This is a genomic window from Microbacterium sp. NPDC003461 (assembly GCF_053588335.1).
The window spans coordinates 1-16,820 of the sequence record NZ_JBSFPT010000002.1; the positions used below are offsets into that span (position 1 = coordinate 1).

The 16,820-nt window shown below is 72.7% G+C and carries 12 protein-coding genes and 1 tRNA gene; 3 read left to right on the top strand and 10 right to left on the bottom strand.

The window, feature by feature from the left end; genetic code table 11:
- A partial coding sequence (locus ACWDR7_RS01305) for a DUF222 domain-containing protein (protein ID WP_449853134.1) occupies positions 1 to 1,019 on the bottom strand: 1,019 nt, incomplete at its 3' end.
- A gap of 119 nt (positions 1,020 to 1,138) precedes the next feature.
- Between ACWDR7_RS01305 and ACWDR7_RS01310 the strand changes: the two genes are divergently transcribed.
- Together ACWDR7_RS01310 and ACWDR7_RS01315 are read left to right on the top strand one after the other, a co-directional pair.
- Positions 1,139 to 1,984 (top strand): DUF4440 domain-containing protein, encoded by an 846-nt coding sequence (locus ACWDR7_RS01310; RefSeq protein WP_449853135.1) that lies wholly within the window; start codon positions 1,139 to 1,141, stop codon positions 1,982 to 1,984.
- A 70-nt stretch (positions 1,985 to 2,054) separates the two neighbouring features.
- A complete protein-coding gene (locus tag ACWDR7_RS01315) occupies positions 2,055 to 3,578 on the top strand; it encodes a deoxyguanosinetriphosphate triphosphohydrolase family protein (RefSeq protein ID WP_449853136.1) in 1,524 nt (507 codons plus the stop codon).
- 35 nt (positions 3,579 to 3,613) lie between these two features.
- Here ACWDR7_RS01315 and ACWDR7_RS01320 read toward each other — a convergent pair whose 3' ends face one another.
- The 6 genes from ACWDR7_RS01320 to polA all read right to left on the bottom strand — a co-directional run bounded on the left by ACWDR7_RS01320 (position 3,614) and on the right by polA (position 13,915).
- Positions 3,614 to 4,660, bottom strand: coding sequence for an LLM class flavin-dependent oxidoreductase (locus ACWDR7_RS01320; RefSeq protein WP_449853137.1), 1,047 nt, complete (start codon positions 4,658 to 4,660; stop codon positions 3,614 to 3,616).
- Positions 4,661 to 4,702: 42 nt separating this feature from the next.
- Positions 4,703 to 7,270, bottom strand: coding sequence for a LuxR C-terminal-related transcriptional regulator (locus ACWDR7_RS01325; protein WP_449853138.1), 2,568 nt, complete (start codon positions 7,268 to 7,270; stop codon positions 4,703 to 4,705).
- A gap of 48 nt (positions 7,271 to 7,318) precedes the next feature.
- Positions 7,319 to 8,104, bottom strand: coding sequence for an SGNH/GDSL hydrolase family protein (locus ACWDR7_RS01330; protein ID WP_449853139.1), 786 nt, complete (start codon positions 8,102 to 8,104; stop codon positions 7,319 to 7,321).
- A 9-nt stretch (positions 8,105 to 8,113) separates the two neighbouring features.
- Positions 8,114 to 9,463 (bottom strand): MFS transporter, encoded by a 1,350-nt coding sequence (locus tag ACWDR7_RS01335; protein ID WP_449853140.1) that lies wholly within the window; start codon positions 9,461 to 9,463, stop codon positions 8,114 to 8,116.
- Positions 9,464 to 9,589: 126 nt separating this feature from the next.
- Positions 9,590 to 11,257, bottom strand: coding sequence for a DUF885 domain-containing protein (locus tag ACWDR7_RS01340; RefSeq protein WP_449853141.1), 1,668 nt, complete (start codon positions 11,255 to 11,257; stop codon positions 9,590 to 9,592).
- Positions 11,258 to 11,284: 27 nt separating this feature from the next.
- A complete protein-coding gene (polA, locus tag ACWDR7_RS01345) occupies positions 11,285 to 13,915 on the bottom strand; it encodes a DNA polymerase I (protein ID WP_449853142.1) in 2,631 nt (876 codons plus the stop codon).
- Positions 13,916 to 13,962: 47 nt separating this feature from the next.
- Here polA and ACWDR7_RS01350 point away from each other — a divergent pair, with 47 nt between their 5' ends.
- Positions 13,963 to 14,376 carry a hotdog fold thioesterase gene (locus ACWDR7_RS01350; protein ID WP_449853143.1) on the top strand — a complete coding sequence of 138 codons (414 nt, stop codon included), beginning with the start codon at positions 13,963 to 13,965 and terminating at the stop codon, positions 14,374 to 14,376.
- 30 nt (positions 14,377 to 14,406) lie between these two features.
- On the opposite strand, the gene ACWDR7_RS01355 is transcribed toward ACWDR7_RS01350, so the two are convergent.
- The 3 genes from ACWDR7_RS01355 to pyk form a co-directional block, all read right to left on the bottom strand.
- A complete protein-coding gene (locus tag ACWDR7_RS01355) occupies positions 14,407 to 15,018 on the bottom strand; it encodes an ANTAR domain-containing response regulator (protein ID WP_449853144.1) in 612 nt (203 codons plus the stop codon).
- A gap of 182 nt (positions 15,019 to 15,200) precedes the next feature.
- A tRNA-Leu gene (locus ACWDR7_RS01360) sits at positions 15,201 to 15,286 on the bottom strand.
- Positions 15,287 to 15,351: 65 nt separating this feature from the next.
- Positions 15,352 to 16,800: a pyruvate kinase gene (pyk, locus tag ACWDR7_RS01365; RefSeq protein WP_449853145.1), complete on the bottom strand. Its 1,449-nt coding sequence runs from the start codon at positions 16,798 to 16,800 to the stop codon at positions 15,352 to 15,354.
- Positions 16,801 to 16,820: the final 20 nt, after the last annotated feature.

The following is a 16,820-nucleotide window of genomic DNA, read 5'->3' on the forward strand; positions in this document are numbered from 1 at the left end:
CCCGCCGTGGGGACGCCGCTCGGGCGCCGGGCGCCGCGGTGCAACCCGGAACTCCCGCGCCGCTCGTGCCGGTGCTCGCGCATGGAGTTGCCGGCCGTCGTGCCGGGGACCGCGTCGGCGTGGATGCGGCCGTCGGTGAGGACGTGGGCGGGGATGGTGACGTGGATCGTGCCGCGTACCTGCGCGAGCACGTCCTGCCCGGTCCCGTCCTCAACGATGTGCCCGCTGGGTGCGCCGGCGAGCAGCAGGTCACACGCCAGGTCGGCGCGCAGCTCATCGATGCGGCGCTTGTCGGGCCCAGCCGCCGCACCGGCACCCTCCCCCGTCCCCGCGTCGGTACCGGCAGTCCGTCCGAACGCATCCCGCTCGGCGATCACCGTCCGCGCCATCGTGGTCAGCCGGTCGTGGATCCCCTGCACCAGCGGCACCGGTGCGGTCAGCCGCAGCTCGGCCATCCCGTCCTCCAGCGCCATCACCCGCACACCCCGCCGGGCCCGGGCCGCCTCGTGGCGCTGCGCGAGGGACTCCTCCAGGAACGCGTCGGCGATCGCCCGGCACATCGGCTTGAGCCCCGCCACCGTCGCCTCCTCCGCGACACCGAGCGCCCGGGCCTCGTACTCCCGCCGATCCGCGGGATCCCCGATCCGCGTGCCCTCGGCCACGATCACCGCGGCGTGACGGCCGGGCAGGCGGCCCTCCTCCACCTGCGCCAGCGTCGCCGGGAAGTCCCGCACCAGCAGCGCGGCGTCGACCATCCGGTTCTCCACGGTCCGCGGCCCCTCCCGCAGGGCCGCGGCGACCTCCGCGGCCATCGACCGCACCGGCATGTCCCACTCCGGCGGGGCACCCGCCCGCTCCACCTGCCCGACCGCGATATCCAACGCCCGGCCCAGCAGGCGCGCCTCCTCGGCCTCCAACCGCGCCCGCTCCGCCCGCACCCCTCGCAGGCGCGACACGATCCGGCCCGTCTCGGCGCGCTCCGACGCCGTGGGCTCCCAGAAGACCGTGTCTCTTTCCATACCCCGATTCTCCCAGCCACCCCCGACAACCATCGAAGAAATGTACGGGGTGGGGATAAGTCGCCAGCCCGCTCCACAGGTCAGCCACGCGGGACCCGCACCCGCCCTAGGGTGGCCATATGAGCGACTCCCCCTCGGTGCGACAGCTGCGACTCGTCGTCGCGGTGGACGACTTCGACGCGACCCTCCGCCTCTACCGCGACGTGCTCGGGCTGCGCGAGCAGGCGGCGTTCCACGGGGACGGCGGCGCGCGCGTCGCCATCCTCGACGCCGGTGCCGCCACCCTCGAGATCGCCAACCGGGCACAGGTGGAGATGATCGACGGCATCGAGACCGACGGTGGCACGAGCGACCGGATGCGGGTCGGGTTCGAGGTGGATGACGCCGCGGCGACGACCGACCGGTTTGTCGACGCAGGTGCGCAGCTCGAGGCCGCGCCCCGCGAGACGCCCTGGCGCTCCCTCAACTCCCGGCTGCGCACCCCCGGCGACCTTCAGGTCACGCTGTTCCAGGAGCTCGAGACCCTCGAGCAGCGCAGCGCGCGCCCGGGATTCCGAAGCGAAGCCCCGGCAGCGGGCGACGACGGGATCGCGGAGGTCATCGAGAACGAGCGGCAGCTGCAGGACCCCGCCGTGCGGCGGGACGGCGCGCGCCTCGAGTCGCTTCTCGCGGCCGACTTCACCGAGATCGGCGCATCGGGCCGCATCTGGGACCGCGCGCAGATCGTCGACCTGCTGCGCAACGAGACCGTGCGCGACGAGGCCGGCACCGACGAGGCCGGCACCGACGCGATCGAGATGCGCGAGGTCCAGGCCCGGTCGCTCGGCACGGGCCTGGTGCTCGTGACGTGGCTCTCGCAGCGCGCGGGTCGGCACGCCCGCCGCTCGTCGCTGTGGCGGCGCGACGCGGACGGCTGGCGGCTCGTGCACCACCAGGCCACACCGCTGCCCGACGCCGCCGGCTGACCGCCGACACCGGCTGCGCGCCCGACGCGGCGCGATGAGCCACCCCCGCGCGCTCTGCGACACTGTGGTGATGGCCATCACCGCTGACGCCGGCCAGGGCATCGCTCGCCCGGCCGACCCGCGCGCCGCCCGGCGCATCCCCGAACCGCTCGACGAGTTCCAGAGCGCGGAGCAGCAGCCCGAGTACCGCGTCGACGTGGAGCGCATCCGCTTCTCGCCGTACTACTCGCGCCTGTCGGCCGTGACGCAGGTGATCTCGCAGACGGGCGCCGGCCTGGCCGTGCACAACCGGCTCACGCACTCCATCAAGGTGGCGGCGGTGGCGCGCGCGATCGCGACGCACCTGTCGAGCCTGCCGGGCGACGACGGACGGATCGTCGCCGAGCTGGGCGGCTGCCATCCCGTCGTCGTGCAGGCGGCGGCCGCGGCGCACGACCTCGGGCACCCGCCGTTCGGCCACCTCGGCGAGCAGACCCTGGACCGGCTCGCGCGCGAGCGCTTCGGGCTCTGGGAGGGCTTCGAGGGCAATGCGCAGACGTTCCGCATCATCACGCGCCTCGACGAGTTCGACGAGCCCGGCGTGGGCCTGAACCTCACGGCCGCCGTGCGGGCCGCCGTGTTGAAGTACCCGTGGCGGCGGGGCGAGGGCGGCGTCCGCCGCGGCGGGTCGGGCAAGTTCTCGTACTACGCGCTCGACATCGACGAGCAGCGCGAGGCGCTGGCCGCCTATCCCCGGATCGAACAGGGCCAGCAGACCGTCGAGTGCTCGGTCATGGACATCGCCGACGACATCGCCTACTCGCTGCACGACCTCGACGACTTCTACCGCGCCGGCCTGCTCGACCAGGCGATCATCGCGGCAGAGTTCCGCACCTGGCGCGCCGAGCTCGCGCACCTGCGCGGCGCCGACCTCGCCGAGCTGCGCGCGGACGAGCGCGTGCCCGGCCGCTCGCTCGAGCTGCTGTGGCGGCGACTGGAGCAGAAGGACCCGTGGATCGCGGACCCCGACGCGTTCGAGGCGGCGGTCGCGAAGGTGTCGGAGGAGGTCGTCGACGGCCTGCTGCTGCGGCCGTTCGACGGCTCGCTCGCCGCCGAGCGCGGGCTCGCGCGCTTCACGAGCGGATGGATCGCGCACCTGCAGGCCCGCGTGCGCGTGCACCGCTCCCCCGACACCCGATCCGGTCACGTCAGCCTCGACCGCACGGCATGGCACGAGGTCGCCGTGCTGAAGTTCCTGCACCAGCGCTTCATCCTGCACCGCCCGGACTTGGCCGTGTACCAGCGCGGGCGCGCCTCGGTCCTCGAGCGCCTCGTCGACGGCTTCGCCGCGTGGCTGGACGACGCGCACGACGCCCGCCGGGCGCCGCGCCGCCTCGTCGACGTCGTCGAGCTCGCCACCGACGACTACATGCGGCTCCGCCGCGAGGAGCCCGACCTGCTCGACACCACCGACGTGACGCAGCTGCGCCGCCTCGCGGTGGGCCGCGGCATCATCGACTACGTCGCGTCACTCACCGACGCGCAGGCGAGCTCGCTCGACGCGCTGCTCGCGGGTCAGACCGAGCGCCTGTGGGAGGCCGGCCAGGGCCTCTGAGCCGGGCAGCCACGAAGCCGCCCGGCCCGGGCGGGTCAGCGCCAGCCGAGGGCGGGCGCGACGTGGGTGAGGATCGACTCGATCACGTGGGTGTTGTACTCCACGCCGAGCTGGTTCGGCACCGTGAGCAGCAGCGAGTCGGCCTCGGCGATCGCCTCGTCCCGGCGCAGCTCGTCGATCAGCTCGTCCGGCTCGGCCGCGTACGAGCGACCGAACACGGCGCGCGTGGACTCGTCGATGTAGCCGAAGCTGTCGCTGCGCTCGCCCGATCCGAGGAAGTAACGGCGGTCCATGTCGTTCGTGACCGCGAAGATCGAGCGCGACACCGACACGCGCGGCTCGAAGCCCCAGTCGTGCTTGGCCCACTCCTCGCGGAACTTGCGGATCTGCGTCGCCTGCTGCACGTGCAGCGGCTCGCCCGACTCGTCCCACTTCAGGGTGGAGGTCATCATGTGCATGCCGTGCTCCGCGGCCCACACGGCCGTGGCGTCCGATCCGGCGCCCCACCAGATGCGCTGGCGCAGGCCCTCCGAGTGCGGCTCGAGGCGCAGCAGCCCCGGCGGGTTCGGGAACATCGGCCGCGGGTTCGGCTGCGCGAAGCCCTGGCCCTCGAGCAGTTGCAAGAGGAGCAGCGTCTTCTGGCGGGCGGCCTCGGCGCCGTCGGCGTCGTCGTCCGACGCGGGCTGGTAGCCGAAGTACTTCCAGCCGTCGATCACCTGCTCGGGTGAGCCGCGCGAGATGCCCAGCTGCAGCCGTCCGTCCGAGATGAGGTCGGCGGCGCCGGCGTCCTCGACCATGTACATCGGGTTCTCGTAGCGCATGTCGATCACGCCCGTGCCGATCTCGATGCGCTTCGTGCGCGCGCCGACCGCCGCCAGCAGCGGGAACGGCGAGGCCAGCTGCCGGGCGAAGTGGTGCACGCGGAAGTACGCGCCGTCCGCGCCCACGTCCTCGGCCGCCTGCGCGAGGTCGATCGACTGGTGCAGCACGTCGGAGGCGCTGCGCGTGCCCGACTCGGGATGCGGCGTCCAGTGCCCGAACGAGAGGAAGCCGATGCTCTTGCGACCCGGTACGGTGCTCATGGATTCATTCAACGTCATGGATCCCCCGGCATTCCCGATCCGTCATTCCGTGCCCCGCAGCGCCTCGCCGAGGGCGGCGCGCGACGTGACATCGAGCTTCTGGAACGCGCGGTGCAGGTGGTTCTCGACGGTGCGCACGCTGAGCATGAGCGTCGAGGCGACCTCCTGGTTCGACATGCCCTGCGCCGCGAGCTCGGCGACCTCCCGCTCGCGCGCCGTGAGCGCCGAGCGCGGCGGCACGGGATCGACCACGCGCGGGAAGTCGCCGCCGAGCTTGGTGGCGAGGCGCCGCGCCTGGCGCAGGATGTCGGCGGCACGATCCGGCTCCGTCGCCGCGAGCATGCGCGCGGACGCCGCGAGCAGGGTGAGCCCGTAGCCGCGCATGCCCGCCTTGATCAGCTCCTCGCCCGTGCGGGCGACGGCCGCGCCGTCGGCGGAGGCGAGGGCCTCGCTGCAGCGCCCGATCAGCGTGAGGAGCCGGCTGTCGGCCGCGTCGGCGAGCTGCGCCACCTCCGCCGCGCGCGCGGCGTCCGGATGGATCTCGACCGCGCGCATGCCGGCGACGACGGCGGCGGCGAGGTAGCGGCGCTCCCGCAGCTCCTCGAACTGTTCCCACAGCTCGTCGGCCACCGATTCGGGCGACTCGCCCTCGACGAGGCGCGCGTGCGCCGTCGCCTGGGCGGCGACCATGACGGGGAACGGCCCGGTCGGCAGGCCCGACGCCCTCGCCTGGTCGGCGAGGGAGCGCGCCGCGCCGGTCCGTCCCGTGCGCGCCGCGGCGCGGGCGGCCAGGACGAGCGTGCCGATCTCGTACTGCGTGTGGATGAGCGGCGTGGCGCCGACGGACAGCAGCGGTCCGAGGTGCTCCCGCATCGCGCGCTCGTCCCCGCGGAAGAGGTGGACGAGGGCCAGCACGTAGCCGTGCGGCACGAGCAGCTGCGGATCGAGGGTCGACAGCCCCTCCTGGTACGCGCGCGTGGCGTGCGCCTCGGCCGCGTCGAGGTCGCCGGCGAGCAGGAGGGCCAGGCCGCGACCGATGCGCGCGAGCGGCGCGAGCGCGGTATCGCCCACGGCGTCGAGCTGCGCGAGCGCCTCGCGCCCGCGGCCCAGGGCGAGCAGCTCCTCGCCGCGCGTCAGCCGCAGCGCCTCGGCGCCGAAGGGATCGCGCACGTCCTCCGGCGCGGGCTCGTCCGGCACACGATCCAGGAACAGGCGGACGTGCCGCGCCGCCGCCGTGAGCACGCCCTGCCACGACTCGGAGTCCTCGCCCTCGAGCCGCGCGAGGGCCCCGGCGAGATCGTGCGCCCCGAAGGCGGCGACGAGGCCCCGCCACGCGGCCACCAGCGCCCGGTCGTGCGGCTCGCCGGGGGCGTCGTCGGAGAGGATCGCGTCGAGCTCGCGCAGATCGGTGCCGCGGTACGAGAGCGCCCGCGCGTACGCGAGGGCCGAGCGGGCGTCGCGGTGCTGCTCCCACTCCGCGCGCCGGACGAGCACCTGGGAGGAGTGACGCTCAGCCACCACGCGGTTGAGCACGGCATCGGCGAGCCGACGGCTCTCGGTGTCGGAGACGGGACCCAGCTCGGTGGCGCCCGCGAGGGGGCGCCCCGTCGCGACCCGCCAGGGCGAGGCGTCCTGCTCGCGCCCGAGCGCCTCGGCGATCTCGCCCACGAGGCGCAGCCGGCGGGCACCGATCCGCTCGCGGCTGACGTGATCGGCCACGAGCGGCGGGTACACGCCGACCGAGACCGTGCCGGAGACGGAGGTGAAGGTGAGCAGCCCGCGCTCGTCCAGCTCCTCGAGCGGCGTCCAGTCCGAGAGCCGATGCGCCACCGAGATGTCCACGGCGCCCACGAGCGAGAGCTTCATGAGCGCGTCCAGCGCCTCCAGCGACAGCCCCTGCAGGAACGGCTCGACCGTGCGGGCGAGCTGCGGGGTCCACAGATCGGGGCCGGCCGTCCACATGCCGCCCACCTGGCGCAGCAGACCGTGGCGGCGCGCGTTGTCCGCGATCGCCTGCACGAGGGCGGGCAGCCCGCCGGCGCGGCCGTGGATGAGCGCGACCGTCGCGCGGTCCACGGGCCCTCGGCAGATCGTCTCGATCAGCTGCGCGGACTCGTCGTACACGAGCGGGGCCAGGCTCAGCCGCACGCCGGGCCGGACGAGCGCGGGCAGCGAGAGATCGGGCGCGCGGCGGGTCGTCGACGCCGAGGACAGCAGCGGCGTGTGCACCTGGCCGATCGCGCTCGAGATCGCGCCGATCGAGGCGGGATCGAGGTCGTCCGAGTCGTCGACGACGACGACCGTGCGGCGCGGCTCGATCGAGCGCAGCAGCGCATCGGTCGCGGCGGCGACGGCGCTGCGGGTGTGCGTGGGGTTGGCCGGCACGAGGCCGGCGATCGCGAGCGCCTCGAGCGGGCGATCGCGCAGCGCGGGATTGCCGCGCAGCTCGAGGGTCTTCCAGCCGGCCGCGTTCAGCTGCGCCGCGATGCGGCCGAGCAGCGTCGAGCGCCCGGACCCCGGCAGCCCGCGCAGGCTCACGCTCGTGCCGTCGCGCAGGTAGCCGAGGGTGGATTCGACGATGTCGTCGTGCACGGTCGTGGTGAGGCTCACGCGACCGACCCTACGTCAGGGCTACTCAGTCGTACAGAGGCTCGCCACTTAGGGCTCGGCGTGGTCGTCAGCCGCGGCGGCGCCCGTGGGCGCGATGTCGACCCACTCCGGGTACTTCGCGGTGCGCCCGTCTCCCGAGGAGGTGCGCGTGATCCGGCGCCGCAGCCAGGGCAGCACGTGCGCGCGGTAGTACTCCCCCGCGCCCAGGTGTCGGTCGGCCGGTGCCGGCAGGTCCCACCACGTGGGGTCGGCCGGGACGCCGAGTGCGTGGAGCACGCGGGCCGCGACGCGGTGATGCCCGCGGGCGTTCATGTGCAGGCGATCGGGCGACCAGAACGGCGGGGTCGCGAGCTCGCGGTCGGGCCAGTTCAGCGCGCGGACGACGTCGTCGCGCCCCTCGAAGCGCGCGATGACGGCCGCGGACAGCTCGTCGCCGCGCCGCTGGATGAGTCGGCCGAGCGGCAGCCCCGACGAGGGATTCGCGCCCGAGAGCAGAATGAAGCGCACCCCCTCCTCGTCACAGCGGCGCAGCACGTGGGTGAAGGCGTCGGCGATGCGCGCGATCGTCGTGCGCGGTCGGAGCATGTCGTTGCCGCCGCCGTTGAACGACAGGTGCGTGGGGCGCAGCGCGAGCGCGGGCTCGAGCTGCTCCTCGACGACGGGCCACGCCAGCCGGCCGCGGATGGCGAGGTTCGCGTACTGCACCGTCTGGCCCGTGCCGTTCGCCCATCCCTGGGCGACGAGATCGGCCCAGCCCCGCGGGCGGCCGTCCTCCAGCTCGTCCCCCACACCCTCCGTGAACGAATCGCCGATCGCGACATACCGCACCGCCATGCGCCCAGCCTATGTGCCGGTGCCGACCGGCTCCGCCTCGAGCGCCACGCCGGTGCGTTCGACGAGGGGGATCACGGCGAGGGCGGCGAGCACGAAGAAGGCCGCGAACACGCCGAACAGCAGGCCGACGCTCCCCCAGCCGAGCGCCCACGGGACGAACAGCGGAGCGAGGATCGACGCGATGCGGCCGGCGCCCGCCGCCGCGCCGGTGCCCGTGCCGCGGATCGCCGTGGGGTAGATCTCGGGACTGACGGCGTAGAGCGCGCCCCACGCGCCGAGATTGAAGAACGACAGCGCCATGCCCGCGGCGATGATCTGCCACTCCGCGGCCGCCATCCCGAAGCACAGCGCCGCCGCCGCCGACCCGACGAGGAACGTCGCGAGCGTCGCCCGCCGGCCCCACACCTCGATGAGCCACGCGGCCACGGCGTAGCCCGGCAGCTGTGCCAGCGTGATCACCAGCGTGAAGCCGAACGACTTCACGAGGTCGAACCCCTGGTCGAACAGGATCGAGGGGATCCAGATGAACGCCCCGTAGTACGAGAAGTTGACGCAGAACCACACGGCCCACAGGCCGGCCGTGCGCGCCCGCAGCGGCGCCGACCAGAGGTCCGCGAACCCGGGGCGGCGCGCGGTGCCCGCGGTCGCCGGCCCCGAGTCCGCGGCGACCGGCTGCGCCGTCGAGCCGAGCACGGCCGGCGACACCTCGAACGCCTGCACGACGCGTTCGGCCTCGTCCGTGCGGCCGCGGGATTCGAGGAAGCGCGGCGACTCGGGCAGACCCCAGCGGACGACGAGCGCGTACACGACCGGCACGGCGCCGAGGGCGAACGCCCATCGCCAGCCGTTCTCGAGCGGCACGACGAAGTAGCCGATGAGCGCCGCCGCCGTCCAGCCGAGCGCCCAGAACGCCTCGAGGACCACGACCATGCGGCCGCGGATGCGCGCGGGTGCCAGCTCGCTCACGTAGGTGGACGCCACCGGCAGCTCGGAGCCGAGCCCGAGGCCGACGACGAAACGCAGCACGAGCAGCGCCGCCACCCCGCCGACGAGCGCGCTCGCGCCCGTCGCGATCCCGTAGACGAGCAGCGTAAGGGCGAACACCTGCCGGCGCCCGAGCCGGTCGGCCAGCAGGCCGCCGACGCTCGCCCCCACGGCCATGCCGAGGAAGCCGATCGAGGTGATCCATCCCGTCTCGGTGCGCGTGAGGTCCCACTCGACCGACAGCGCCGCGATGATGAACGAGATGAGGCCGACGTCCATGGCGTCGAGCGCCCACCCGATACCCGATCCGGTGAGGACGCGCAGGTGCTTGCGGGTGAGCGGCAGTCCGTCGAGGCGCGACGAGGCGGAGGTCATGCCGCCATACTAATGGTCAGCGTGACATTTACTGCATCCGGATTCCGCGAGACAGCAATTGCGCGCCGAGACAGCGTGCAAACGACGCTGTCTCGGCGCACAGAAGCTGTTTCGCTGAGGGGTGGCTCAGCCGACCAGCGCCGTCCGCAGGGTGTCGAGGCCGACGCCGCCGAGGTCGAGCGCGCGCTTGTGGAACTCCTTCATCGAGAAGTCGGCGCCGCGCTGCGCGGCGTACGCGTCGCGCACCTGCTCCCAGATGCGCTGCCCGACCTTGTACGAGGGCGCCTGCCCCGGCCAGCCGAGGTAGCGGTTCACCTCGAAGCGCACGAAGCCGTCCTCCATGTTCACGTTGCGCCGCATGAAGTCGAGGGCGTGATCCGCGTCCCACGCGCCCTGGCCGTCCGGGCGCTGCTTGCCCAGGTGCACGCCGATGTCGAGCACGACGCGCGCGGCGCGCATGCGCTGGCCGTCGAGCATGCCGAGGCGGTCGGCCGGATCGTCGAGGTACCCGAGCTGCTCCATGAGCCGCTCGGCGTAGAGCGCCCAGCCCTCGGCGTGCCCGGACGTGCCGGCCAGCAGGCGCCGCCACGAGTTGAGCTCGGCGCGGTTGTACACCGCCTGGCCGATCTGCAGGTGGTGGCCGGGGACGCCCTCGTGGTACACCGTCGTCAGCTCGCGCCACGTGTCGAACTCCGTGACGCCCTCGGGCACCGACCACCACATGCGGCCCGGGCGCGAGAAGTCGTCGGTCGGGCCCGTGTAGTAGATCCCGCCCTCCTGCGTGGGCGCGATCATGCACTCCAGCGCGCGCACGGGCTCGGGGATGTCGAAGTGCGTGCGGCCCAGCTCGGCCACGGCCGCGTCGCTCGTGCGCTGCATCCACCCGCGCAGCGCTGTCGTGCCGTGCAGCTTGCGGCTCGCGTCCTGCTCGAGGAACGCGATGGCCTCCTCGACGCTCGCGCCGGGCAGGATCCGGTCCGCGATCCGCTCCTGCTCGTCGACCATGCGGGCAAGTTCCTCGACGCCCCACTCGTAGGTCTCGTCGAGGTCGATCACGGCGCCGAGGAAGCTGCGGGAGTGCAGCGCGTAGAGCTCGCGCCCCACGCCGTCGGCCTCCCCGGCGACCGGGGCGAGCTCGTCGCGCAGGAACGCCTGCAGCGCCGCGTACGCCTCGCGCGCGGCGGCCTGGCCGCGGTCGAGCTCGGCGCGCAGCGACGCGGGCAGCTCGCCCTCGGCCGGTGCGGCGCCGCCCGCGAGCGTCGCGAAGAAGCCGTCGCCCGCCGTGTAGCGGTCGATCTGCCCCGCGACCTCGGCGACCTGGCGCACGGCGGGCACGACGCCCTCCGCGATGCCGCGGCGCAGCGTCTCGGTGTACCCGCCGAGCGCGGCGGGGATCGCCCGCAGGCGCCGCGCGATGGTGGCCCAGTCATCGGTCGTGTCGGTGGGCATGAGGTCGAAGACGTTGCGCACCTGCTGCGAGGGGCTCTCGATGACGTTGAGGTCGCGCAGCGGCCAGCGCGCCTCCTGCAGCTGCAGGTCGAGCTCGAGCTGGTCGCCCAGGTCCTGCTGCGTCACGCGGTCGACGTCGTCCGCCGGCGCGGCGGCGCGCAGCTGCGCGAGAGCGGAGCGCGCGGCGTCGGCCCACGCGTCCAGCCCGGCGGGGCTGTAGTCGCTGAAGCCGTCCTGGCCCTCGGCGCGGCCGATGTACGTGCCGAGCTCGGGGCTCAGCCGCGCGGACGTGTCGACCCACGCGTCGGCGATGCGGTCGATCTCGGTGGGGGTGCGTTCGGTCATGTCATCCGTTCTTCGTCGTGCCGCGCGTCAGTGCGCGGCCTCGTTCCAGTCGGAGCCGCGGCCGACCTGCACGTCCAGCGGCACCGACAGCTCGGCCGCGCCGCCCATGCGCCGGCGCACGATGTCCTCGACGGCGTCCCACTCCCCCGGCGCGACCTCCACCACGAGCTCGTCGTGGATCTGCAGCAGCACGCGCGAGCCCATGCCGCGCAGGTCCTCGTGGATGCGCAGCAGCGCGATCTTCATGATGTCGGCCGCGCTGCCCTGGATCGGGGCGTTGAGCGCGGCGCGCTCGGCGTTCTCGCGCAGCACGCGGTTGGGGCTCTTCAGGTCGGGGAACGGGCGGCGCCGCCCGAAGATCGTCTCGGTGTAGCCGACCTCGCGCGCCGCCTCGACCGACGCGCGCAGGTAGTCGCGCACGGCGCCGAAGCGGGCGAAGTACTCCAGCATCAGCTGCTTGGCCTCGGACTGGTCGATGCGCAGCTGCTTCGACAGGCCGAAGGCCGAGAGCCCGTAGACGAGCCCGTACGACATCGCCTTCACCTTGGTGCGCATCTCGGACGTGACCTCGGCCGGGTCGACGCCGAAGACCCGGGCGCCGACGAAGCGGTGCAGGTCCTCCCCCGAGTTGAACGCCTCGATGAGTCCCGGATCGCCCGACAGGTGCGCCATGATCCGCATCTCGATCTGCGAGTAGTCGGCCGTCAGCAGCGTCTCGTACCCGGCGCCGACCTCGAAGGCGGCGCGGATGCGCTTGGACTCCTCGGTGCGGACGGGGATGTTCTGCAGGTTCGGATCGGTGCTCGACAGGCGCCCGGTCTGGCTGCCCGTCTGCACGTAGGTGGTGTGGACGCGCCCCGTGTCGTCGATCCCCGCGTCGAGGCCGTCGATGATCTGCTTGAGCTTGGTCGCCTCGCGGTGCTGCAGCAGCAGCCCGAGGAACGGGTGCGGCGCCTTCTCCTGGATGTCGGCGAGGGCGCCGGCGTCGGTCGTGTACCCCGTCTTGGTCTTGCGGGTCTTCGGCAGCTGCAGCTCCTCGAACAGCACCTCCTGCAGCTGCTTCGGGGAGCCGAGGTTCACCTCGTGGCCGATGGCGGCGTACGCCTGCTGCGCGAGTGCCTCGGCCCGCGCGCCGAGCTCGCGCGAGAAGTCCGACAGCTTCGCGTGCGAGACGGCCACGCCCGCGAGCTCCATGTCCGCGAGCGTCAGGGCCGTGGGCAGCTCGATGTCGACGAGCACGCGCAGCAGCTGCTCGGGCAGGTCGTCGCGCAGCGCCGCGGTGACCCGCAGCACGTACCACGACAGCTGGCCGGGGGTGGCGCCGTCGGTCTCGGGCACGAGCTGCGACGGATCGGCCTCCGGCAGCTTCTCGCCCAGCAGCCGCTCGACGAGGTGCGCGAGCGTCTTGTCGGGGAACGAGGGCCGCAGCAGCCATCCGGCCAGCAGCGGATCGAAGGCGAGCCCCCGCACGAAGACGTCGGCGCGACCGAGCGCCTTGATCTGCGCCTTCGCGTCCGAGAGCACCTTCGGCGCGTCCGAGGCGAACCACTCCCGCAGCGCCGCGGCGACCTCGTCCGACCACGTCGCCTCGACGGCCTCGTCGGCGGTCGCGAGCCCGACGCGCTCGGGCAGTCCGGCCAGCGTCGTGACGGTGACGCCGATCTCGCCCGGCGCGGCCGCCTCGACCCAGGCGGCGAGCTCCGCCGCCTCGAGCTGACGCGGCACGGGCGCGGCGGCCACGACCGCGGCGGGCTCCGGCTCATCCGTCATGCCAGCGGCCTCGAACACGCGCGGCAGCAGTGCGCGGAACTCCAGGCGCGCGAAGATGTCGCGCACCGCCTGGCCGTCGATCGGCTGCCGGACGAGGTCCTCCACCTCCACGGGAAGCTCGACGTCGCGGAGCAGCCGGTTCAGCCGGCGGTTGCGCCGCACGTCGTCGAGGTGCTCGCGCAGGTTGCCGCCCACGACGCCCTTGATCGTGTCGGCCCCCTCGAGCAGCGCGTCGAGCGATCCGAACTGCGTCAGCCACTTCACGGCGGTCTTCTCGCCCACCTTGGGCACGCCGGGCAGGTTGTCGCTCGTCTCGCCGACGAGCGCCGCGATGTCGGGGTACATCTCGGGCTCGACGCCGTACTTCTCGCGCACGGCCTGCGGGTCGTAGCGCTTCAGCTGCGAGACGCCCTGGACCGAGGGGTACAGCAGCGTGATGTCGTCGTTCACGAGCTGGATCGTGTCGCGATCGCCCGAGCAGACGAGCACGTTCCAGCCGGCCGCCGCGCCGCGCGTCGCGAGCGTGGCGAGGATGTCGTCGGCCTCGAAGTCGGGCTTGGTGAGCACGGTCACGCCCATCGCCTGCAGGCACTCCTGCAGCAGCGGGATCTGACCCTTGAACTCCGCGGGCGTCTCGGAGCGGTTCGCCTTGTACTCCGCGTACTCGCGGGTGCGGAACGACTCCCGCGCCGTGTCGAAGGCGACCGCCAGATGCGTGGGCTTCTCGGCCTTCAGCAGGTTGACGAACATCGACAGGAAGCCGTAGATCCCGTTCGTGTGCTGACCGTCCTTCGTCGAGAAGTTCTCGACGGGGAGGGCGTAGAAGGCCCGGTAGGCGAGCGAGTGGCCGTCTACCACCAGAAGGGTAGGCTTTGCGGAGTCCGTCACCCTGCCAGCCTAACGAGGGCGGCGGACATCGCAGTGTGAGGAGCGGGATGAGCGACACCGACGAGCTGGCCTGGGCGAACGAGCGGGGCCTCGGCGCCCTCGCCGAGAAGATGGGAATCCGCTTCACGGAGTTCTCCGTCGAGCGCGCCGTGGCGACCATGCCGGTCGAGGGCAACACGCAGCCGCGCATGCTGCTGCACGGCGGCGCCTACGTCGTGCTCGGCGAGTCGCTCGGATCCATGAGCGCGAACCTCTACGCCGGCCCGGGCCGCTACGCCGTGGGCATCGACATCAACGCCACGCACACCGCCTCCGCGACGAGCGGTCTCGTCACCGGCGTGTGCACGCCCATCCACCTCGGCCGCTCCCTCACCGTGCACGAGATCGCCGTGACGGACGAGAACGGCCGCCGCTGCTCGACGATCCGGATCACCAACCTGATCCGCGACGAGCGCCCCTGACACGAGCGGTCGGCGCGGAACCGCCCGGGCTCAGCCCTTCTTGGGGGCGAGCTGCTCGATGATCGCCTTGGCGACGTCCTGCATGGTGAGGCGGCGGTCCATCGAGGCCTTCTGGATCCAGCGGAACGCCTCGGGCTCCGACAGGCCCATCTTCTCGTTCAGCAGGCCCTTGGCGCGGTCGACGAGCTTGCGGGTCTCGAAGCGCTCGACCATGTCGGCCACCTCGGCCTCGAGTGTGATGATCTGCTCGTGGCGCGCCATGGCGATCTCGATCGCGGGCAGCAGGTCGTTCGGGGTGAACGGCTTGACCACGTAGGCCAGCGCGCCCGCCTCGCTCGCGCGCTCGACGAGCTCCTTCTGGCTGAAGGCCGTGAGCAGCACGACGGGGGCGATGTGGTTCTTGCTGAGCTTCTCGGCGGCGCTGATGCCGTCGAGCTGCGGCATCTTCACGTCCATGATCACGAGATCCGGGCGCAGCTCGGTGGCGAGCTGGACCGCCGTCTCGCCGTCGCCGGCCTCGCCGACCACGTCGTAGCCGTTGTCGCGGAGGATCTCCACGATGTCGAGGCGGATGAGGGACTCGTCCTCGGCGACGACCACGCGTCGCGGTGCCGTGGCCTGCTCGTTCTGCTCTTCGCTCACGAATCCATCCTAATCTCAGCCCGCGCCCGCACCTGGGAGCGCCCCGCGCGCGCCGGATGAGCCTGTTGGTGCCGGCGGTGGGACTCGAACCCCGCCCCGACGGCCCTCCACACGCCGCATGCGCGGCGCGCGGAGCCTCCGCCGCGGGGGCCCTGTGTGGTTTCTCGCCCACCACCGTCACGTGGTGCCGGCGGTGGGACTCGAACCCACACGCCCGTGAGGACAGCGCATTTTGAGTGCGCCGCGTCTGCCATTCCGCCACGCCGGCCCGGTCCCAGCCTACGGGAAAGCGGGCGGACGCCTTCGCGCCCGCCCGCTCTCACCGAAGCGCGCTCAGCCCTCGTTCTGGTACACCGGCGCGGCGCCGTGCACCGCGTCGCCGACCTTGTGGATGCGCACGTCGTTGGTCGATCCCGCGATCCCGGGAGGGGATCCGGAGATCACGACGACCTTGTCGCCGACCTTCGCGAGGTCGTTCGACAGCAGGTAGTCGTCCACCTGCGGGAACATGCGGTCGGTGTGGTCCACCGGGTCGACGAGCGCCGAGCGGATGCCCCACGTCAGCGCCATGCGGCGGCGGACGGCCTCGTCGGTCGTGAACGCGATCATCGGGATGCGCGAGCGCAGCCGCGCCATGCGGCGGGCCGAGTCGCCGCCCTCCGTGAAGATGCAGAGGAACTTGGCCTCGACGAAGTCGGCCACCTCGACGGCGGCCATCGTCACGATGCCGCCCTGGGTGCGGGGCCGCGCCGTGAGGGGCTGGATGCGCTCCAGGCCGTGCTCCTCGGTCGACTCCACGATGCGCGCCATCGTCTGGACGGTGACGATCGGGTACTTGCCCACGCTCGTCTCGCCGGAGAGCATGACCGCGTCGGCGCCGTCGATCACGGCGTTGGCGACGTCGCTCGTCTCGGCGCGCGTGGGCACGGGGTTCTCGATCATCGACTCGAGCATCTGCGTGGCCACGATGACGGGCTTCGCGAGGCGGCGGGCGATCTCGACGGCGCGCTTCTGCACGATCGGCACGGCCTCGAGCGGCAGCTCGACGCCCAGGTCGCCGCGCGCCACCATGATCGCGTCGAAGGCCTCGATGATCTCCTCGAGGTTGTCCACCGCCTGCGGCTTCTCGACCTTGGCGATGACCGGCACGAACCGGCCCTCCTCGGCCATGATCTCGTGTACGCGCTGCACGTCCGACGCGTCGCGCACGAACGACAGCGCGATGAGGTCGGCGCCCTTGCGCAGACCCCAGCGGAGGTCGTCCTCGTCCTTCTCGCTCAGGGCGGGCACGCTCACGGCGACGCCGGGCAGGTTGATGCCCTTGTTGTTCGACACGGGGCCGCCGACGATCACCTCGGTCGTGACGACCGTGTCGTCGGCCTCGATCACCTTGACGCGCACCTTGCCGTCGTCGATCAGCAGGAAGTCGCCGGGCTTGACGTCCCCCGGCAGGCCCTTGAAGGTCGTCGAGACGATCTCCTTCGTCCCGGGGATGTCCTCCACCGTGATCTTGAAGATGTCGCCGACGGCGAGCTCGTGGGGTCCGTCCGCGAACTTGCCGAGGCGGATCTTCGGGCCCTGCAGGTCGACGAGGATCGCGACGGGCTTGCCGAGCTCCTCGGCGGCCGCCCGCACGTTCGCGTAGTTGTTGTCGTGGACGGAGTGGTCACCATGGCTCAGGTTGAACCGGGTGACATCCACACCCGCCTCGATGAGCTCCTTGACTGTCTCCTTCGTCGACGTCGCCGGCCCGAGGGTGGCGACGATCTTGGCACGTCTCAACGATTCACCTTCCGCACATG